The 19294-nt window shown below is 42.1% G+C and carries 18 protein-coding genes and 3 tRNA genes; 10 read left to right on the forward strand and 11 right to left on the reverse strand.

The genetic code is table 11. The features are described 5' to 3' along the window. The first annotated feature begins 56 nt into the window (after nt 1–56). Nucleotides 57–1496 carry a tetratricopeptide repeat protein gene (locus tag DEO27_RS14445; RefSeq protein ID WP_112573713.1) on the forward strand — a complete coding sequence of 480 codons (1440 nt, stop codon included), beginning with the start codon at nt 57–59 and terminating at the stop codon, nt 1494–1496. Between the two features lie 204 nt (nt 1497–1700). Next, nucleotides 1701–2834: a glycoside hydrolase family 76 protein gene (locus DEO27_RS14450; protein WP_112573714.1), complete on the forward strand. Its 1134-nt coding sequence runs from the start codon at nt 1701–1703 to the stop codon at nt 2832–2834. Nucleotides 2835–2928: 94 nt separating this feature from the next. On the opposite strand, the gene DEO27_RS14455 is transcribed toward DEO27_RS14450, so the two are convergent. Then, the gene (locus DEO27_RS14455; RefSeq protein ID WP_112573715.1) at nt 2929–3264 is read right to left on the reverse strand and encodes a hypothetical protein; all 336 of its coding nucleotides are present in this window, start codon (nt 3262–3264) and stop codon (nt 2929–2931) included. Between the two features lie 157 nt (nt 3265–3421). Between DEO27_RS14455 and DEO27_RS14460 the strand changes: the two genes are divergently transcribed. Together DEO27_RS14460 and DEO27_RS14465 are read left to right on the forward strand one after the other, a co-directional pair. After that, nucleotides 3422–3577 carry a lmo0937 family membrane protein gene (locus DEO27_RS14460; protein ID WP_112573716.1) on the forward strand — a complete coding sequence of 52 codons (156 nt, stop codon included), beginning with the start codon at nt 3422–3424 and terminating at the stop codon, nt 3575–3577. 117 nt (nt 3578–3694) lie between these two features. Beyond that, nucleotides 3695–4015, forward strand: coding sequence for a hypothetical protein (locus tag DEO27_RS14465; RefSeq protein ID WP_112573717.1), 321 nt, complete (start codon nt 3695–3697; stop codon nt 4013–4015). Between the two features lie 22 nt (nt 4016–4037). Here DEO27_RS14465 and DEO27_RS14470 read toward each other — a convergent pair whose 3' ends face one another. Then, on the reverse strand, nt 4038–4724 hold the full coding sequence (locus DEO27_RS14470; RefSeq protein ID WP_112573718.1) for a DUF2461 domain-containing protein: 687 nt from the start codon (nt 4722–4724) through the stop codon (nt 4038–4040). Nucleotides 4725–4897: 173 nt separating this feature from the next. Between DEO27_RS14470 and DEO27_RS14475 the strand changes: the two genes are divergently transcribed. From DEO27_RS14475 to DEO27_RS14485, 4 genes are all read left to right on the forward strand, one after another. Further along, nucleotides 4898–5689, forward strand: a complete 792-nt coding sequence (locus DEO27_RS14475) for an NIPSNAP family protein (protein WP_112573719.1) — start codon at nt 4898–4900, stop codon at nt 5687–5689. A 136-nt stretch (nt 5690–5825) separates the two neighbouring features. Next, nucleotides 5826–5990 (forward strand): hypothetical protein, encoded by a 165-nt coding sequence (locus DEO27_RS31445; RefSeq protein WP_190295418.1) that lies wholly within the window; start codon nt 5826–5828, stop codon nt 5988–5990. 239 nt (nt 5991–6229) lie between these two features. Further along, a complete protein-coding gene (locus tag DEO27_RS14480) occupies nt 6230–7447 on the forward strand; it encodes a cytochrome c3 family protein (RefSeq protein ID WP_112573720.1) in 1218 nt (405 codons plus the stop codon). Nucleotides 7448–7488: 41 nt separating this feature from the next. Next, a complete protein-coding gene (locus DEO27_RS14485; protein WP_112573721.1) occupies nt 7489–7713 on the forward strand; it encodes a DUF4287 domain-containing protein in 225 nt (74 codons plus the stop codon). A 2-nt stretch (nt 7714–7715) separates the two neighbouring features. Here DEO27_RS14485 and DEO27_RS14490 read toward each other — a convergent pair whose 3' ends face one another. The 7 genes from DEO27_RS14490 to DEO27_RS14515 form a co-directional block, all read right to left on the reverse strand. After that, complete coding sequence (locus DEO27_RS14490) at nt 7716–8051, reverse strand: hypothetical protein (RefSeq protein ID WP_112573722.1); 336 nt, start codon at nt 8049–8051, stop codon at nt 7716–7718. 24 nt (nt 8052–8075) lie between these two features. Next, nucleotides 8076–8240 (reverse strand): hypothetical protein, encoded by a 165-nt coding sequence (locus DEO27_RS31450; RefSeq protein ID WP_190295419.1) that lies wholly within the window; start codon nt 8238–8240, stop codon nt 8076–8078. A 238-nt stretch (nt 8241–8478) separates the two neighbouring features. Next, nucleotides 8479–8661 (reverse strand): hypothetical protein, encoded by a 183-nt coding sequence (locus DEO27_RS14495; RefSeq protein ID WP_262714170.1) that lies wholly within the window; start codon nt 8659–8661, stop codon nt 8479–8481. Between the two features lie 142 nt (nt 8662–8803). Then, on the reverse strand, nt 8804–11185 hold the full coding sequence (locus DEO27_RS14500; protein ID WP_112573724.1) for a TonB-dependent receptor: 2382 nt from the start codon (nt 11183–11185) through the stop codon (nt 8804–8806). A gap of 732 nt (nt 11186–11917) precedes the next feature. After that, nucleotides 11918–11991, reverse strand: a tRNA-Cys gene (locus tag DEO27_RS14505). Between the two features lie 6 nt (nt 11992–11997). After that, nucleotides 11998–12070: transfer RNA gene (locus tag DEO27_RS14510), tRNA-Ile, on the reverse strand. A 13-nt stretch (nt 12071–12083) separates the two neighbouring features. Continuing rightward, a tRNA-Pro gene (locus DEO27_RS14515) sits at nt 12084–12157 on the reverse strand. Between the two features lie 420 nt (nt 12158–12577). On the opposite strand from DEO27_RS14515, the gene DEO27_RS14520 reads away from it, so the two are divergent. Both DEO27_RS14520 and DEO27_RS14525 read left to right on the forward strand, forming a co-directional pair. Next, a complete protein-coding gene (locus DEO27_RS14520) occupies nt 12578–14149 on the forward strand; it encodes a TROVE domain-containing protein (protein ID WP_112573725.1) in 1572 nt (523 codons plus the stop codon). 969 nt (nt 14150–15118) lie between these two features. Next, complete coding sequence (locus tag DEO27_RS14525; protein ID WP_112573726.1) at nt 15119–15802, forward strand: TIGR02117 family protein; 684 nt, start codon at nt 15119–15121, stop codon at nt 15800–15802. Between the two features lie 70 nt (nt 15803–15872). Here DEO27_RS14525 and DEO27_RS14530 read toward each other — a convergent pair whose 3' ends face one another. Both DEO27_RS14530 and DEO27_RS14535 read right to left on the reverse strand, forming a co-directional pair. Beyond that, on the reverse strand, nt 15873–18161 hold the full coding sequence (locus tag DEO27_RS14530) for a GH92 family glycosyl hydrolase (protein WP_112573727.1): 2289 nt from the start codon (nt 18159–18161) through the stop codon (nt 15873–15875). A gap of 178 nt (nt 18162–18339) precedes the next feature. Then, nucleotides 18340–19008, reverse strand: a complete 669-nt coding sequence (locus tag DEO27_RS14535; RefSeq protein WP_112573728.1) for a basic secretory protein-like protein — start codon at nt 19006–19008, stop codon at nt 18340–18342. Nucleotides 19009–19294: the final 286 nt, after the last annotated feature.

The following is a 19294-nucleotide window of genomic DNA, read 5'->3' on the forward strand; positions in this document are numbered from 1 at the left end:
CCTGTATATCTTTTATCCCCGTTTATCAAAACGGAGCTTATGCTTATAAATAATCTATGCTGAACCACATACAAAAGGTGATGGCTTGCGTATGCTTTTTCACGGGCATCGTGGTAAATACCTATGCTCAAAAAAACACGCTAAACCAGTTAAGACAACAAGCCGATCAGCATAAAAACGACACAGCTGGCGTTGAGCCGTTAAGGCAATTAAGCCTGCAATTACAAGCTACCCGGCCCGATAGCGCTTTGATGTACGCGCAACAGGGGCTTGAACTGGCCCGCAAATTCTCATTTAAAAAAGGCGAAGCCGACTGTATGAACCGCCTGGGTGTAGTTTTATGGAAAAACGGCAAGTATGACCGCGCCCTCTCCTTTTTGCTCAACTCCCTAAAAATTCGCGAAGAAATTAACGACCGCCTTGGCATTTTAAAAAGCCTGAGTGATATAGGCATTGTTTATTCCGATCAGATGGACAACGTAAAAGCTCTGTCCTATCATTTTAAAGCTAAAGCCGTTGCAGAAGAATTACATGAAACCACCCGTCTGGGCATTATCCTGGCTAATATCGGCAACTGCTACATCAAACTTAACAAAGTTGATTCGGCTTTAAATTATGAGATGCAGGCCTATACCATAAAACAAAACCTCAAGGATACGGCCACCATGTCCAATACCTTATCCATTTTAGGCGATATCAACTACAAAATGGGGCACACTGCCCTTGCGCTGGATTATTACCGGGTAAGTGTAAATTACGCAGTCAAAATCAACGATCAGAACAGCCTTGCCGACAGCTATAACAGCATAGCACAGCTCTATAAACAAACCGGCGCGCCCGACTCAAGCGTATACTACGCCTCATTGGCTCTTAATGCAGCAAAAAAAGCCGCATATCCTGAAGGCATTTTCCATGCCAGCAACCTGCTTACCGATGTATACCGGGGCAAAAACGATCACCTCGAACTCCAATATCTAAAAACCTCCATCGCCGCGAAAGACAGCATGTTCAATGCCGAAAAGGTTAAGCAGATTCAAACGCTAAGTTTTAACGAAGCCGCCCGGCAGGAGGAAATTGCCGAAGAAAAGCACCGCGAAGAAGAAGCCCGTATAGTTAACCTGCAACTGGTTGGCATAGCCGTATTTATACCCACATTTTTCCTGATTGTGCTGCTACTTAGTAAAAGTCGCACCCACCGCAAGGTTATTGAGTTTATGAGTGTATTGTCATTGCTGCTGGCTTTTGAGTTCCTTACCTTATTCATCCACCCTTTTGTGCAGCGCATCAGTAACCACCTACCGGTGCTTGAGCTGATCATTTTAGTATGCCTTGCATCTGTACTGGTGCCATTTCATCATAAGCTTACCCATTTTATGCGCGAGCGGCTGGTACATGGTCATCAACAACATCATCATTCAGCCCCTCCATCTACACCAGTGCCAGACAAAAAGGAAAGTAAAGCACATACCACCAAACGTAAACCAGCGCAAGGCTAAAAGCTGCGGCTTAATATTTCTCTTTTCAAAATCCGCTTCGTCGGTTAAAATGCCGGTTAAAAATTGGGTTAACGATTTTTTATAGGTTAAAACGCCGTCAAGCAGCGGTTTTTTAACCTATAATTGCCCCGCCTATTGATAAATAAAAGCAAATCTTATCGCGCTACCAACCAAGCCAATTTTACTAACCTACATTTATAAATTATGAAAAAAACGATCTACCTGTTACTCCTGAGCTCTTTTATTACCGCGGTAAGCTGCAGTAAGGGAAAGGAAGTTACACCTGCTACTACCAAGCCCGATACCAATACCCCTACTCCAACCGATAACAACACCGGCTTTAGCAGTGCAGATGCCGATCTTGCTTATACCGCGTTCAATAATGCCTTTTATGATTCAAACAATAAGCTTTATTTCAGCACCACCAAAAAAGACGGCGTAGCCGCTATATGGACACAGGCTGTTTACTGGGATATGGCCATGAATGTTTATGAACGCACCAAAGCCCCGGCACAATTAACCCGGATCAGTGATATATACCAGGGAAACTACAATCATTACGATGGCTACAACTGGAACAATACTACCGTTTGGTTTATTTATGATGATATGATGTGGTGGGTAATTGCTTTGGCCCGCGCTAACCAGCTCACAGGCAATGCCACTTATCTTGATAAAGCAAAAGTCGGATTTGAGCGGGTATGGAATGGATCGTACGACTCGGTAGATGGCGGCATGTTCTGGGACTTTCAGCACAGCGGTAAAAACTCGTGCATCAATTTCCCAACTGTTATAGCAGCCATGAAACTGTATAGCATCACCAAAGATGCATCATACCTTGACAAGGCTAAATCTATCTACACCTGGTCAAAAACCAATTTGGTTGATGCATCTGGTAAAGTAAACGACAATAAAATAGGCAATAACCCGGCCGGTGGTCAGGACTATACTTATAATTCGGGCACAGCCATCGGCGCGGCCATGGCGCTATACAAACAAACCAACGATGTAGCTTACCTGAATGATGCTAAACTATATACCGATTATGTTAAAAACAACCTGTGTACCAACGGCATACTTCCTGCCGAAGGCGATTTTAACGAACAAGGTGTGCTAAAAGCTATTTTTGCCCAGTATATAGTACAGTTGATAAATGATGGCGGTCAAAGCCAGTACTTGAGCTGGATTCAAACCAACGTCAACACAGGCTGGAAGAACCGCGACGCCCGTAATCTAACTTACCGTAATTATGCTGTAAGCACACCTACCGGCGATATTCAATCGTACGAAGCCAGTAGTATTGTAACCTTCATGCAGTTGATACCGCCAACTAAATAAAAATAATAACTCTTGTTATTTACAAACAGAGGCGCAAGGATTTTCCTTAGCGCCTCTGTTCATTTTTATGGGAGTAATATGTGAACATCTAACTTTAAATCGTCCATAATTGTGGCGTGTCCCTAAAATGATTGATCTCTTCAATCACATCCACTACTTCGTCGTATGATAGCTCGTGTTCGCCATCAGCAAAATAACTAAACACTTTGCCAGGCTGCTCAAAGCTGACATACCCGAGATAATCAGGATTGTTTTTCTTATTTGGCAGCAAAAGCCTGTCGGGTTGGTTTAGCCTGGCAAGAATCGAGTCATCGCGCCGGAAGATACTGTAGGTATAAGTTAAAAATGGGTGCCCATCGGCATGCGCCTCACTTTCGGGCATGATTACAAGTGACAGGTTATTGGCGGTGGTTACGAAAAAAGGTTTCATAATGCAGGTTTATCCGCAAAATATAACAATAGGGATGCCACAAAACACATTTCGCTAAAATCAATTCACTGTCAGTATAAATAATATTTTTACATAAAGAATGATTTATGGCATGGTTTTTAAAGTAGTTTATATAACAAACTAAAAACATCAAACTATGAGATCACTATTGTATATCATCGCGGTAATCCTGATTATAGGATGGGCGATCAGCGTTTTTGCCTACTCGGCAACAGGTTTAATACATGCATTATTGGTAATTGCCGTAATTTCATTTTTACTGGGCGTTATCAGAAACCCATCAACTGTTTAATGCTAAAACTATCTTATAAATTAAACTGAGCGCGGGCCATAAGCCCGCGTTTATTGTTTTAGAAACATGCCACACAAACCCCGACGACATTTGTTAATAGATAATAAACTTACTATCATGGCATTATCTGACGAAGAATTCAGGGAAGAATATAAACCGTTGCATATCCCCGCGCATTTCGATACGCAGGATACCCAGCAAAACAAAGCTATTTACGCGCTCGCCCAGATTGGCGAAGGTACGGCAGACAGGGTATTAAAAGAACTGGAAAGCCTGCAGCCCGGCATTGTAAATGAGCAGCTTACCGCTCTGGTTAAAACCACCCTGGCCGACCTGTTTAACAAAGGCCTGCTTAAAGGCGAAGAGCATAACGGCCAAATGCACTACAACCTCAGCAAGATCACGGAAGCTAACGACGGGTCAACCGGACATAAGTAAGTCGCCCCCATAAAGGGTTCGGCTAATCCTCTTCCCCGTTTAAATTTGCGGTGAGCACATCACTCATGTAATCAAAAAACGGGCGCATACTTTTAAAAGTGTCAGAAGCCTGTTTTACAAAATCCGGACTTAAAGCTTCGGCGTCGGTAAAGCGTCGTCTAACTAAAAACTGTTTATACCTCAAAAGCTCAATGGCATCATCATCGGCGGCGTAACCTTTGGGGGTTGTTTTAAGCTGCTCTCCCTCCAACACACCAAAAACAGTTTTAAATTCCTTACTGTTTATGATCTGCTTTAAAGGCGATGGATCAAAGGCGATATCGTCGCGGATCCGTTTGAGATCGGGCGTGTTAGGCGCCCAAAAACCTCCTCCTATAAAAGTATTTCCCGGTTCCAGGTGAAAATAGTACCCACCCCTGCGATGTTTGCCTGCACGTTTAAAACCGCCGCTCCAATTGCTTTTAAAAGGTGTTTTATCTTTTGAGAAACGGATATCGCGGTAAATACGGTGCAGCGCCCTTTTTGCGGTAGGCGTTTCAATTACGTCATGCGTATTAACCAAATTCAATAACCCTTCAGTAAAAGTCTCCACATATTCCAGTTGCAGCTGATAAGCTTCTTTATTTTGTGCAAACCATTCGCGGTTATTGTTCTGTTTCAGTTGCCTCATAAAATCGAATACAGAGGCGGGTAATAATAGTTGGCTCATAATAAATAGATGATCTGCAAAAGGCAGGTGACCAAATTAGAGAAATTTGCAAGCCGGCCAAAATCAGATGCCTTTGTATTACAATTAGATGATGCTTTCGTTTTCAAAAACATACAACAGCCGCGCCGCATTTTTGCCGAAAAGCCTATCTTAGCCAAACAATTAAACCTCCTATGAAAAGGCGCTCCTTTGTTAAATCAACCCTGTTAACCGGTGTAACCGCAACTGTTTTACCCGCTATGAGCTACGCTACAGAAACCGCCCCTAAAACCGCCGAGTATTATGAGCTAAGAGTATACAGCCTTAAAAGTCCGGAACAGCAAAAGCTGGTTGAGAATTTTTTGAAAGATACCGCCATACCAGCGCTTAATCGTTTAGGCGTAAAACACGTAGGTGTATTTACCGAAATGAAACCCGAAAGCCAAACCAGGCTTTTTGTATTGATACAATTTAATAGTCTTGCCCATTTCAGCTCGGTGACAGAAAGCTTTGACACTGATGCCCAGCTACAGACTAAAGGAGCCGCCTATCTGAACGCCCCGGCTGCATCCCCCGCTTATGAGCGCATTGAAAGTTCATTATTAAAAGCATTTGTACACATGCCACACCTGGAAGCTCCGGAAAATAAGGCAAGGATTTTTGAATTGCGGCAGTACCAAAGCGCCACTGAGGCCGCCGGGAAAAAGAAGATTGAGATGTTTAATGACCAAGGCGAAATAGATGTTTTCAAACGGCTTGGTTTCAAACCTGTTTTTTGGGGCGAAACGGTTATCGGTCCGCAAAGGCCTAATCTTACCTATATGATCACATTTGACGACATGGAAGCAAAAAGCGCCCACTGGAAAGCCTTTGGCAGCGATCCTGAATGGAAAAAGATTAGCGCCGTACCTGAATACGCCGATGCACTGTTGGTTAATAAAATAACATCAACTATGCTGGTACCTACAGCCTATTCGCAGATATAGTTCTTTTCAGCCATGTTCTTATCAGATTTACGAAGTTTTAAAAACTTCGTAAATCTCATTACCTTATAGAGGTCAGGCAGCCATTCTCAAATTTTGCCTTAAAGCTTATTTTTTCATAAATTTGATTAGCTATAGTATGGAGAAAAACAAGCAAACACTTAGCGATGCTGAAATTGAACTCTTAAAAGAAGGGTTGAAACGAAGCTATAAAGAACGTTTTGAAATGGCTACTCGTTTATACAAAATCCAGCAAACCATGAGCAAAGCCTCCATAGTGCATAAACCATTTATCAGCAAATAATTTGTGGATGTTCAGATTTACAAAATTTAAAAAACTTCATAAATCTTTAGGCGCACTGCTAACGCCGTAAATCCGAAATCGAAATTCCCAATTCCGAAATCCCACCTCTCCCCTACATCACCTCTACTGCCTGTTTTAGCATTTGTTTTATATAAATATTGATTTAAATTGGAATTGGATTTTACCGGGTTTCCCTAAAAATCAAAACCAATTTATAACCAGCCAGATAACCGTAAACAATGCTCAAAAAAAGATACTCTTTTTTAGCTCTTATTGCTCTTATACCTTTAAGCTTCATTTTAACCCAGTGCTATAACTCAACTTCTGCTGATCCGCGGGGCGAAATTTACGCCGGATCCGAGAGTTGTAAAAAGTGCCACAGCGACGTTTACAACTCGTTTCTGCATACCGCGCATTTTCAAACATCGCAGTTGGCTAATATCCATAACATCCGGGGCAGCTTTACTAAAGATTCGAACACTTTTGAGTTTGGCATGGGCCAAAAAATAGTAATGGAAAAGCGCAACGACAGCCTTTACCAGGTTGGTTATCTCAACGGAAAAGAAACAGAAGCCGAACCTTTTGATGTTTCCATTGGCAACGGCAAAGCCCAAACCTACATGTATTGGAAAGGCAAAATGCTTTATGAACTGCCGGTATCCTATTTTGCGGCTATCCATAATTGGGCCAATAGTCCTGGTTATTTGCCTGATCGTATGAATTTCGGTCGCCCTATTTTGCGCAGATGCCTGGAATGCCATAGTTCGTACGTAAAAGAACTTCCGCCGCAGGCTGGCGATTTCGGCTTTGAAAAAGCTTCCCTCATTTATGGTATCGATTGTGAGCGTTGTCATGGCCCTGCAGCCAATCACGTTAACTACCATACCGACAACCCCGATGATAAAAAGGCAAAATATATTGCCACTTACGCATCATTATCGCGCACGCAAAAAATGGATGCTTGCGCGGTTTGTCACTCGGGCAATAAAAATATCCCGCAACGCTCATCATTTGAGTTTGAAATGGGCGATACCTTGCTAAAAGACCGTACCCAACCGCGTGTAATACCCGGCAGCAATATGCCCGACGTTCATGGTAACCAATATGATTTGCTGATAGCCAGCAAGTGCTACACCATGAGCAAAATGGATTGTGGTAATTGCCACAACCCACACGTAAGTCAGCCTCAAAGTATGGTAACCTACACGCAAAAATGTCTGAGCTGCCACAGTGAGGCTAATCATAATTTTTGCAAACTGGCACCGCAAATGGGTACGGCTATAAAAACATATTGTATTGATTGCCACATGCCAAATAAGGCATCAAACGTGATCAGGCTCGAGGCTGCCCAAAGCAAAATGAAAGTGCCGTATATGGTGAGGAGCCACTACATTGGCATTTATCCGGAGGAGACTAAAAAGATCCTCGATTTTGTAAATGGCAAAAAAGGGGTGTAATTTTTGTAGCGGACCTTTAATTTATCTAAAACATATAAACCATGTCATTCCAGGGATATTTAAAAACAATAAAAGAGAAAACGGGCAAAGGGCCGGCTGATTTTAGACAATTGGCTGAAGAAAAAGGTTTTACAAAAAATGGCGAGCTACTTGCTAAAGCCGGCGATGTCACCAATTGGCTTAAGGCAGATTTTGAACTGGGGCATGGTCATGCCATGGCTATTTATGCTTTATTGAAAGGGATTAAGAACGAAGACAGCGAGTAGACTTAGTGCCAGTCATGGCCACAAAACCGGCATTGCCTGGCGAGAGGTGTACGGGCAACTTTACCACATATCTCACATCTGTTAAAATACACTTTATCAGGATGGTTTTTCAATGCATTTTCAGCAGCCCTTAATCGCAGCTGCTCGTAACCATCATCCAGTAATTTTAATATTTCCGGGTCTTCGGTAATCCTTTTATTTTCCAGGTACCATCGTTTACGTAAACTATTTCCGTTGATTTCGCCCACGTAGAAATGGTGTTTCAAAGCAATCAGCTCCGGCTCACTAATTAGGCTATTGAAATTACTTATTATATATACTACTTCCTCTTGGGTCATCAGGATAAAAGTACAAATCCAACATCAATTATAGATCACATAATACAATCTGATAGTGATCAGGTATATCGATATCAGCTCTCCTTTAATACAGGCAGCCCTTTCCCCGGGCGAAAGCGTTTTATGGGGTATGAAAAGATATTTAAAAACTGAGATGAGGTTTCTTTTTACGGTAGATAATGTTTTCATGTTGGCTTTGCTTTCGGTTGATGCTTTTTAATTTACACCATCCATTGCCAAACAGAGGCCAAACACATATAACACTAAAAATCAAATACTTAAATAAAAACAACACTTATTTACAATCACTATATTTCGCAATATTACTTAGCAACGTCGAAATTCAGGGATTACCAATGCCCACACACCCTTATTCTTCGGAGGTGAATAACAGGATTTAACCACGTGAAGCCAACCTGATATCTTGTTAAGCATTTGAAGATATGTATTGGTATAAAGCTTTCCTATCGGTTTTCGGTACTTTGACAATAATTCCCGCATCCTCCATCCGCTTTAAGTGCCCATAAATAGAACCTATACTAAAAGTAGCCCCGTTAGCTTTTACATCAAGCCAAATGGTTTCGGCATCCACAGGCTCCCGGTGATCCATCAGGTATTTTAAAATAACCTGTGATATGGGTCGTAACTTTATTTCATTAATCAAATCACGCATAGCAGGTGCAATCAGGCATTAGTGTTTTTTTAAAAAAACCGGCCAGAGATCTACATCTCCGACCGGTATGTGATGAAGGTTAAAACTTAAATGAAGCCGAGGCAATTAGCTGCCGCAAAGGCTGCGGGTTAGCTGTAAACGACGGCGACCAGTATTTTTTATTACCGGTATTATTGGCAGCAATCCCCAAACGCCATTTAGGCTGTTCATAAAACACGGTAGCATTCACCAGTACAAATGACGGGATCACGATGATATTGTCCAGATCATAATAGCTTTTTTGAGCATAGTTACCACCTACGCCAAAACCAAAGTCCTGCAGTATAGTGCCAGGTTGAAATTTATAGCTACCCCAAAAATTGGCCACATTTCTTGGTGTACCGGTTACATCCTTACCTTCGCCGGATGTAGCGCGGATGTATTGATTTTTGTTATAAACATATCCCGCAAGGAGGTTAACGCCCTCTACAGGGTTAGCAACAATGCTTACCTCTGCTCCCTGGCTTTTTTGCTTACCGTCCTGATAGGTAAAATTGGAGTTATCGTAACGCAAAGCGTCGCGCACATCAATGTTGTAGTAACTTACCGTTGCCGAAAGCCTGTTATTGGCTGTACTTACTTTAACACCACCTTCCCATTGAAAAGCATGTTCCGGTTTCAAAACAACCCGTGTGCCGTCGGGCTGCACAATTGGGCCATTGTTGGTAAAACCGCTCATGTAATTACCAAAAATGGATACCTGGTCTTTAACGGGTTGATATATTAAACCCAATTTTGGGGTAAGTGATGTTTGGCTATATCCACCATTGCCTTTAAGCTGATACCGGTCGACACGTAAGCTAACCAGCGTCATCAGCCTGTCTGTAATATTTACTAAATCAGAGGCGTAGGTAGCGTACTGGTTAAATTCTGAAGGATATAATCCGGTAAAGCCATTCTGAATAGCTTTATCAGCCAGTGGTTGCGTAACAGGGCCGTATGATTTTGTAATGTCGATAGTATCGATAGTGGCGCTGGCATAGGTAAAATCGCTTTTGGTGTGAATATAATCCAGTCCCCAAACCAGACGGTTGCGAATCTTACCGATCTTGAAATCGCCTTTTAAATTATGCTGAATATCTGTATTGATGGTAGTTATCGGGCCAAATAATGAAATACCACGTTCTATCAGCGTAGGACTGATGAACGTAGGATATGCCTGATAACTTTTGGCAACCTTCTCGTTGTTTACCGAGATGTTAGTTTGCGATGTCCAGCTATCATTGATCTTGTATTTAGCCTCAAAATATGAACGGAAGGTATTGGTCACAGCGTTGATCCCATCGCTGTAAAGTGAAGTGCGATAATCTAAAGGGTTTTGATTAATGTTGGTGATATTCAACCCGGTGTACCGCATATAAGGCACACGGGTAAGATCTTCGTGGTAAATCTCCAGGTCGGCCGACAAAGTAAGGCGGTCATTTACCTTATACAACAGGCTCGGGTCGATAGTAAACGTGTTGTTATGGCCGTTTACGAGGTAGCTTTGTTGTTTGTTTACAGCGGCATTAACACGAAATAATGCTGTTTTTTCCTGGTTAAGTGGAGTGTTGATATCGGCAGTAACGCGGTTTAAACCCCAGCTACCTGCCGAATAAGTGATCTCACCTTTAGTTTCGGCTGTAGGCTTTTTAGTAACCATATTAATAGCGCCACCATAAGATGATACCGTATTGCCAAACAACGTAGCCGATGGGCCTTTTAATACTTCAAAATGATCAACATTCACCGGATCAACAGATGAGCGACCGGCCGCTATGAACTGGATGCCGTTTCGGGCGGCAATCTCGGCCGTAAAACCCCTCAAGGTAATACTGGTGCCACCAGCCGGATCAATAGATGGAACAGCGCCGGGTACGTTTGATAAAGCCTGAGATATATTTACGTTAAGCTGATCTTTTAGCAACTCGCTGGTTACAACGTTGTAAACCTGAGGATTCTCGAGGTTTTTAAGCGGAAGCTTGGCAACATCGTCGCTTTGCTGACGGCTAAATTTGTTAATCTTTTTGCCCGATGTTACCACCACTTCCTGCAATTGCTGGTTATTTTCGGTAAGGGTAAAGTTAACTTCAATAGTTTCGCCGGCTTTAACCTCAACCGTTTGGTTTTGTGTGTTAAGCCCAATATAACTGGCAACCAGGGTATAAGTACCCGGATTGATATTGTTTATGGTATACATACCATTAGCGTTTACATGGGTACCTTTACTGGTGCCTTTAAGGGCCACATTCACAAACTCACCAGGCTGCCCGTCTGACGTGACAACTTTACCCTTAATTGTACCATGCGGGGTTTGGGCCTGCGCAACACTGCTAATAAGCAGTAACACAAGGCATCCCAGCCATTTTAGCGTATTGTAAATATTAACTTTTTGTAATGGATTGAATGTAGAAGGTTGACTGCATAGTCGGGAAGAATTCATAGTTTTGTTTAGAATGATTAATTAGATTAAAGGATCGGTTAACATTTACCCGGTGTGAAGTTTGGCGACCAGGCACCGGGGCTTTTTTACTTTCAGGCTATAACCCTACCTGAAAGGCTCATCTCATTAAATCTTTATACTTAGCTCTGCTTCTTTTTACCTATAACTAATGAATAGGCAAGTTGAATGAAGTCGAAAAAAGTAAAACTGCCACGTTGAAGTTTATTCATTTGCAAATTGAAATATTAAAGGATCGGTTAATTGCTGCCCGATGTAAGGTTTGGCGACGGACACCGGGTGGTTTAGGATTGGATAGATTTTTCGCCCCGATTCAGGAACAAATGACCTGGAATTAAGCAGACATCTTATTTTGATGAAAAACCGGGGCGATATTACTTCAAGCAGTGGATTCATAACGGTAACAGATGAGTAATTGACTACAAAGAAATACTCTATTTAGAATAAATCCAAATAAAAATAGCAATATATTTATTTACAGCTATTTACACAACATTCTTTCAAACAATACAACACAGAAAACAATCGCCGATTGTTCAAGGATAGAAGATATCATTCAATAATTAAAAACTACAACCACAAAACAAAAAAGACAAAAAATACCTATATAAATACTATTAAATAAGTATTTAATAACAAAACAACTGATCGCCGCACAGGATATCCAATAATCAAATCCGCTGCGTATTGTAATTACGCATCAATAAAAAAGAGAGGCCGGTACAAGATTCGAACTTGCGAGCATTCCTTTTGCAGAGGACTCCCTTGAACCACTCGGGCAACCGGCCATGTTGTGGAAATAAAAGGACTTGAACCTTTAACCGACACCGTATAAGGGTGCTGCTCTTACCATTGAGCTATATTTCCAGCTGTAAATCAGTAGGGTAACCCGGACTCGAACCGGGAGCCTCCACATCCCAAATGTGGTAATCTGACCAATTGATATACTACCCTGTAAAGCAAAAAATCCCCTTAGTTTTATCTAAGAGGATTTTTCAATGTTGTTATATACTTACTATATATACATAGCTATCTCCTCTGATAAATCAGTATGGGTGATGGACATTGTATACATATTGTTGTTTTCATGATGCAATTATACAAACAATATTTAAATTAAAAAATAATTATTAAAAATATTTTTCTTAACAACTATTTGAACCTTGATTCGTAGAATTAAAGGATTACTTGAGTAGAACTCTAAAGCAACATTTAATCTTCTGAATTTTCACAATTTACTAAAACATCATGTCCATCTTTTAATCCTACAAATCAGGGTTCAGAAAAAAAATAAAAATATTTTTCACTGCGCAAATACACTGCGCAGTAACCTTTAACCTTTGTATCAACAAAACGAAATAAAGGAGGTTCAAAATGAAATTCAACCTATTAAGCAGAGTAAAAACCAAAACGACAAATCATGAAGGCGCGAAAGCCTTTACCATGAGTGCCGAATTGGAATTGTACACCATGGTAGTAACCTGGAGCTTAAACGACACCTTTTATGAAAAAGACCAGGTACGTATGGAGCGCCTGCGCAACCTGATAGCTAAATGTAACCCGGTATTTGTTGGTAAACTGGCAGTTTATGCACGTACCAAAATGTATATGCGTTCGGTACCGCTGGTGTTGGTTACCGAATTGGCTAAGCTGCACTCGGGCAACGATCTGGTTGCCCGGGTTACCGACGGGGTTATCGGTCGCGCAGATGAGATCACCGAGTTACTGGCTTGCTATGAAACATTAAACCAGCGCAAAGGCACAAAAAAGCTCAACCGCTTGTCAAAACAAATGCAAAAAGGTTTATCACAAGCATTTAACCGCTTTGATGAATACCAGTTTGCTAAATATAACCGCGATGGTGCTATTAAAATGCGCGACGCTTTGTTCCTGGTGCACCCACGTGCCAAAGACGATTTGCAGCAGCTGATCTTTAACAAGATTGCAGCAAACGAACTGCAAACGCCTTACACCTGGGAAACAGAACTCTCGGCTCTTGGTCAGCTGAATTTTGACAGTGCCGAAGCCAGGGCGATAGCGTTCCGTGCCAAATGGGAAGAGCTGATTGATAGCGGTAAAGTTGGTTATATGGCCTTACTGCGTAACCTGCGCAACATACAGGATGCCGGCGTAAGCTATGCGCACTTTAAAAAAGTATGCGCAACATTAGTCGATGGCGAACAGGTGGCTAAAGCCAAACAGTTCCCATTCCGTTATCTGGCGGCTTACCGTGAGTTGATAACTCCTGCATCGGCAGTACAAAATATTGCGAGGGCGGCCAAAGCAGCTATAACGGGCAACAAAGGCTACACCGGCGAATTGCTGGATGCTTTGGAGAAAGCGGTACAGGCAAGCGCAGCCAATATCAGGGGTTTTAATGAAAACACCCGTGTAGTACTGGCCTGCGACGTATCAGGATCAATGCAGAAGCCTATTTCAGCAAAATCAAAAGTGCTGTTATACGATATCGGTTTGATGCTGGCTATGTTGCTGCAATCGCGCTGCAAAAATGTGGAAGTAGGTATGTTTGGCGACCGTTGGAAAACTATTGCCATACCACACAACAATATATTAGGCAACGTGCAGGAGTTTTACCGCCGCGAAAGTGAAGTGGGCTATTCAACCAATGGCTACCTGGTTATCCATGACCTGAGTACCCGACGTGCAGTCATGGACAAGATAATGCTATTTACCGATTGCCAACTGTGGAACAGTAACGGTGGCAGCAACCACATCCAGGAGCAGTGGATTTATTATAAACAACACATTGCGCCAGAGGCAAAGCTGTACTTGTTTGACCTGGCTGGTTATGGCCACGCACCATTGCAGCTATTGCAAAACGATGTGTACTTAATAGCAGGCTGGAGCGATAAAGTTTTTGATGTGTTAGCAGCAATTGAAAACGGAAGCACAGCGCTGGATATCATTAACAAAATAGATTTATAAAACGTGCGGGGACGCTAACATCCCTGCACTTAAAAAAATAAAGATGCCGTAGGTAAGAGTTACTTCGCAGTCAATAATGGGGAGGGCATTGTGGTGAAAGCCATGATGGAGGTTCGAGTCCTCGCTTGCAGCCCCCAGGTCTCTTGCCGCCTTTGCTCTTTATAAAGAAGGTGTCGTTTATAAGTGTTACTTCGATTTCCATTCCTGAAACGTCGGTTTGAGTCCGGCCCCGAAAGGGTAGTTTAGACGAGTAGAACGCAGTGTAAGCAAGCACTTATAGCTTATTACCCTTCTTTTTTAAAATTTTGAAAGAAGATAAGGTGCCGTAAACAAGTACTACTTCGTTTAGGGACGTTAGGGTCGCCGGTTCGAACCCGGCCCGTTGGTAACAGCGGTAGCTCAGTTGGTAGAGCATAATGCAGAAGATTTGTTAACCATTGCCCTTATTTTTAAATGAACAACAGCCTAAAGTGTCGTAAACAAGTATTACTTCGCATTTTAACCCCAGGGTCGCCGGTAAAAATCCGGCCTTTAGCCAAAAGCTAAAGTAGCTCAGCAGATCAGAGCATGGGACAACCGAAACACTTGTTGCTTGTTGCCTTCAGTCTGTTGTTCATCATTTTCTTTTACCTAAACCTGTTGCAATCAGGAATAAAGATGCCGTTAGTAAGCGTTACTTCGCACCCTTAATGCTATACCCGCGCTTGCTGCCCGTTGCTCTTTATTCCCTGATTTTTAAACAAAGACACAAATCCCTTCGGGAATAAGTAATGAAAGATGCCGTAAGCGGGTGTTACTTCGATGGTTGAAAACGTGTAGCAATACATGTAGCCAGGTTCGAATCCTGAAAGCCACCTGTTGCCTTTTGCTCTTTCATTTTTAGCTTTTAGAGAGCCCAATCTACCTATAGGGTCACCTTCTGCTGTTTCCAGTATTAATTAAGGTAAACCAAACCTAAAAACCTTAATTATGAAAACCATTACAAAAATTGCGAAGGTAATTTTAAGACTCGTGCTGGGCTTTGTGGCATTTGTACTGTTCTACCTTTTTGCGGCTTTTATATTTTCTGTATGGAGCGTTAAAAAAGAGGCAAAAACCTCAAATGATGTAGCCATTTATATCCTAACCAATGGCGATCATACAGATATCGTTGTCCCTGTTAAAAATGCCGTTACCGATTGGAGCAAGGAAATAAGCTACCAAAATACTATAAGCAGGGATACCACAGCCCGATATTTAGCTATAGGCTGGGGTGATAAAGGCTTTTATCTAAGCACCCCTACCTGGGCCGATCTAAAGTTTAGTACCGCTTTTAAAGCGGCCTTCGCGCTAAGTACATCGGCTATCCATGCTACTTATTATCAAAGCATGCCCGAAAGTAATGATTGCAAAAAGATCATGATCAGCAATGAGCAGTATAAACGACTGATAGCTTTTGTGGATGACAGTTTTAAAAGAGATGCCGCCGGCAACATCATCAACATAAAAACAAATGCCAATTATGATAAAAACGATGCATTTTATGAAGCCAATCGTAAATACAATATGTTTTATACCTGCAACACCTGGGCCAATAACGCGCTAAAATCATGCGGCCAAACAGCCTGCGTATGGACACCGTTTGACAGGGGCATTTTTTATCATTACAGGTAAATAAAAATGATTAAACAAAAAGGGCTCTCCAATGCGGAAAGCCCTTTTACTAATCTTTAATCTCTAATCTCTACTTATGCTTCGAGCTCATGTAAAAAGTGATTTCGCCACCGTTCATGATCTCGTCATGACTGATAAAAAGCTTATCAAGCGGCTTACCGTTTAGTACCATTTTTTGTACGTACACATTTTTAGGGCCTTGATTTTTAACGTTTACGGTAAACTTCTTTCCGTTATCCAGGTTGATAACCGCGTGGTCAACAGCCGGGCTGCCGGTTGAATATTGATCAGAACCTGGTGCTACCGGGTAAAAACCAAGCGAGGTAAATATGTACCATGCACTCATCTGGCCGGTATCATCGTTACCACCCAAACCATCTGGGGTCGGCTTGTACATCATCGGCAAAATCATGCGTACGCGTTCCTGTGTTTTCCATGGTTTATCTGTCCAGTTATACAGGTAAGCCACGTGGTGCGATGGCTCATTACCATGCACGTAGTTGCCAATAATACCGTCGCGGGTGATGTCTTCAGTTTCGGCAAAATATTTATCAGGCAGGTTCATGGTAAACAATGAATCGAGGTAACGCACAAAACGTTTATCGCCGCCCATCAGCTTGATCAGGCTTTTAGGGTCTTGCGGAGCGAACAACGTGTAGTTCCAGCTGTTGCCCTCAATAAAGCCTTCATTAATAGTGCTCAAAGGGTCAAACTTAGTTCTGAACGAGCCATTGGCCAGCTTAGGACGCATGAAACCTATCGAGGCATCATAAACGTTTTTATAGTTTTCGGAGCGTTTGATAAACTCTTCATAAATATCATTCCTGTTCAGCTTTTTGGCAAGCTGAGCAATTGCCCAGTCGTCAAAAGCATATTCAAGAGTTGAAGATACAGATACACCGCTTTTTTCGTCGGGGATATATCCTTTATCCATATACTCTCCAATACCTTCATAATCGCGGTGGCGGGCTGTAGCAACGCAAGCATCAAGCGCTTTGTTGGCGTCAAAATTCACATTGCCTTTTACAACAGCGTCAGCAATTACGGCAACGCTATGGTAGCCGCTCATACACCAGTTTTCGTTACCCGAGTTTGACCAAACCGGCAACATGTGCTCCGGGCTCTGATCAAAGTGGGCCAGCATCGACTGGATCATGTCTGCGTTGCGTTTCGGCTCAATAATGTTGAATAACGGATGCAACGCACGGTAAGTATCCCAAAGCGAAAATGTAGTGTAGTTGGTAAAACCATCTGCCTTGTGTACATTTTGATCAAGACCCTTGTACTGACCATCAGCATCCATGTACAACGTTGGGTTGATCATGGTATGGTACATGGAAGTGTAGAAGTTTAGTTTGGTTTCTTTGCTTCCGGCAATCTCAATTTTGTGCAGTTCTTTTTCCCAAAGTTGCTGACCGTCATTCTTGATCTTATCAAAATCCCATCCCGGTGCCTCGGTGCGCATGTTATTCATAGCGCCATCCATACTTACAGGAGATATAGCAAACTTGATCTTGATCTTCTCTCCTTCTTCAGTTTTAAAGTCGAAGTAAGTACGGATCTGTTTGCCGGCAATTTCAGGGAAGTTTTTGGTTTGATTGAATTTACCCCAGAAACCACCATACACCTCGCGTTTATCATACTTTTTATAACCATGCTGATAAAATGGCTTTGAAAAGCTCATGGCAAAATACAACGTACGGGTACGTGCCCAGCCATTGGTTTGGCGAAAGCCAACAACGGTTGAATCGTTTACTACCTTAAGGTAAGTCCATACGTTTTTATCAGGATAGTTGTAGATACCAGCCATCAGGTCAAGAATGATATGCGACTGATCTGACTTAGGAAAAGTATACTGGTGGAAACCAACCCTTGCAGTGGTAGTTAGCTCGGCCGTTATATTGTTATCATCCAGCTTTACCTTGTAATAGTTAGCTGCACTAACCTCATTCTGATGCGAAAATGCTGAACGGTAGCCGCTACCCGGTTTATCGGCAGTGCCCGGATTTAGTTTAAGTGTTCCGACAGTTGGCATGATCAAAAAATCACCCAGATCTGAGTGACCGGTGCCACTGAAATGGGTATGACTAAAGCCGACTATCGTTTTATCATCGTATTGGTAACCCGCGCAGTATTTATACACATCGGGATTGTAGTGACCGTCTTTTTCATAGCTGGCCGTATCCGTTTCAGGGCTTAACTGCACCATACCAAATGGTACAGTAGCACCAGGATAAGTATGCCCCATACGTTGTGTGCCTATAATGGGGTTAACATAATCAACCAGCTTTTCCGTTTTGGTTTGGGCCTGCGCATATGCCGCCGACCCTATTAATAACGCTGTAAGTAATTTTTTCATTTGTACTATTAAGTATATCCTTGTTCCCGGCTACGCCGGAAAAATATTCATCATCACCGGCCCTCCTGTTTATTTACATTACAGCCTTTAGCTTTTTTGTGATAAGGCAGCTAATTTATATAAAACACAGTGCCAATTGTGGTTTAGCTACATTTGTTACACAACAAACGTAAACGGTTTAAATAGCAGGGTTTGCTGCATAGGCAGCCCACAATTCGTCTACAGTTTTACCGGTAAGGTTTTTCCAGCTATCGTTGGTGTAGGTATGGTCGCGCAGTTGCTTATCCAGTTCCTTAACCAATCCTGGTTTAAAATTTTTCTCTGTCCATACCAGGAAGCGGGCGGTTATGCGGTAAGCATTATCATAGTTTTGGGTTGATTTAAAGGCAGGCAACGCCCATTTTGCACCGGCGTTATCAACTCCAAATTTAAAACGGACATAGTCTGCAATGCCTTCAGTTAACCATCCGGGACCAACGCTGTTACCGTAAGCCTGCACAATATGCATTACTTCGTGCGTAACTACATCAATGTCGCCAGGATGTTTAGTCATGTATTTAGCGCTGAATACTACGGTATCATTCCCGGTAGCCGCTACGCCATCATAGGCGGTGTCGATAACAAAAGTTACCTTTTTAGATGTGTTTTTGTTGTACTCTTTTGCCAGTTTAGGATATACCTCAAAAAAGGTTTTGATCAGCTTGTCTTTCAATTCGGTGCTGAAGGCAGCATCCTTATTAATGAAAGTTACCTGGTACCCTTTTTTCTTGAAAACTTCCTGAGCATTGGCTTTGGCGCCACAACATGTTGCCCCAATTAAAAGTAGTGGAATAAGTATTTTTTTCATGAATAGTTTTGGTTTTTGCGCGTGATAGTAGGTAAAACCGTTCAAATATAGATAAAACGTTTTATCATTAAAAACACAATCCTTTGTAATATTATTATGTTATTTTTTTATCTGGTCAAAATAAACGCCTGTTGCTCTTCAAACAACAGGCGTCTTTATTAATTAAACAATATTAGTAAAAAAGAACTATGAAGCACTTGAACCCTCAGGAGATCATCTCCTCCTTCGCACTACCCAATTCAGATCAGTGCATTATTCAAATGTAGACAATTAAAACGTTTTACCA

The organism is Mucilaginibacter rubeus (assembly GCF_003286415.2).
Taxonomy (GTDB): domain Bacteria; phylum Bacteroidota; class Bacteroidia; order Sphingobacteriales; family Sphingobacteriaceae; genus Mucilaginibacter; species Mucilaginibacter rubeus_A.

Bases quoted from the DNA above. Each gene is read 5' to 3' on its own strand.
- DEO27_RS14455 (WP_112573715.1), bottom strand. From the start codon at position 3,264: ATGAAACCTTTTTTCGTAACCACCGCCAATAACCTGTCACTTGTAATC.
- DEO27_RS14470 (WP_112573718.1), bottom strand. From the start codon at position 4,724: ATGAGCCAACTATTATTACCCGCCTCTGTATTCGATTTTATGAGGCAA.
- DEO27_RS14450 (WP_112573714.1), top strand. From the start codon at position 1,701: ATGAAAAAAACGATCTACCTGTTACTCCTGAGCTCTTTTATTACCGCG.
- DEO27_RS14530 (WP_112573727.1), bottom strand. From the start codon at position 18,161: ATGAAAAAATTACTTACAGCGTTATTAATAGGGTCGGCGGCATATGCG.
- DEO27_RS14475 (WP_112573719.1), top strand. From the start codon at position 4,898: ATGAAAAGGCGCTCCTTTGTTAAATCAACCCTGTTAACCGGTGTAACC.
- DEO27_RS14465 (WP_112573717.1), top strand. From the start codon at position 3,695: ATGGCATTATCTGACGAAGAATTCAGGGAAGAATATAAACCGTTGCAT.
- DEO27_RS31445 (WP_190295418.1), top strand. From the start codon at position 5,826: ATGGAGAAAAACAAGCAAACACTTAGCGATGCTGAAATTGAACTCTTA.
- DEO27_RS14535 (WP_112573728.1), bottom strand. From the start codon at position 19,008: ATGAAAAAAATACTTATTCCACTACTTTTAATTGGGGCAACATGTTGT.
- DEO27_RS14460 (WP_112573716.1), top strand. From the start codon at position 3,422: ATGAGATCACTATTGTATATCATCGCGGTAATCCTGATTATAGGATGG.
- DEO27_RS14495 (WP_262714170.1), bottom strand. From the start codon at position 8,661: ATGGATCACCGGGAGCCTGTGGATGCCGAAACCATTTGGCTTGATGTA.
- DEO27_RS14525 (WP_112573726.1), top strand. From the start codon at position 15,119: ATGAAAACCATTACAAAAATTGCGAAGGTAATTTTAAGACTCGTGCTG.
- DEO27_RS14490 (WP_112573722.1), bottom strand. From the start codon at position 8,051: ATGACCCAAGAGGAAGTAGTATATATAATAAGTAATTTCAATAGCCTA.
- DEO27_RS14445 (WP_112573713.1), top strand. From the start codon at position 57: ATGCTGAACCACATACAAAAGGTGATGGCTTGCGTATGCTTTTTCACG.
- DEO27_RS14485 (WP_112573721.1), top strand. From the start codon at position 7,489: ATGTCATTCCAGGGATATTTAAAAACAATAAAAGAGAAAACGGGCAAA.
- DEO27_RS14500 (WP_112573724.1), bottom strand. From the start codon at position 11,185: ATGAATTCTTCCCGACTATGCAGTCAACCTTCTACATTCAATCCATTA.
- DEO27_RS14520 (WP_112573725.1), top strand. From the start codon at position 12,578: ATGAAATTCAACCTATTAAGCAGAGTAAAAACCAAAACGACAAATCAT.
- DEO27_RS31450 (WP_190295419.1), bottom strand. From the start codon at position 8,240: ATGAAAACATTATCTACCGTAAAAAGAAACCTCATCTCAGTTTTTAAA.
- DEO27_RS14480 (WP_112573720.1), top strand. From the start codon at position 6,230: ATGCTCAAAAAAAGATACTCTTTTTTAGCTCTTATTGCTCTTATACCT.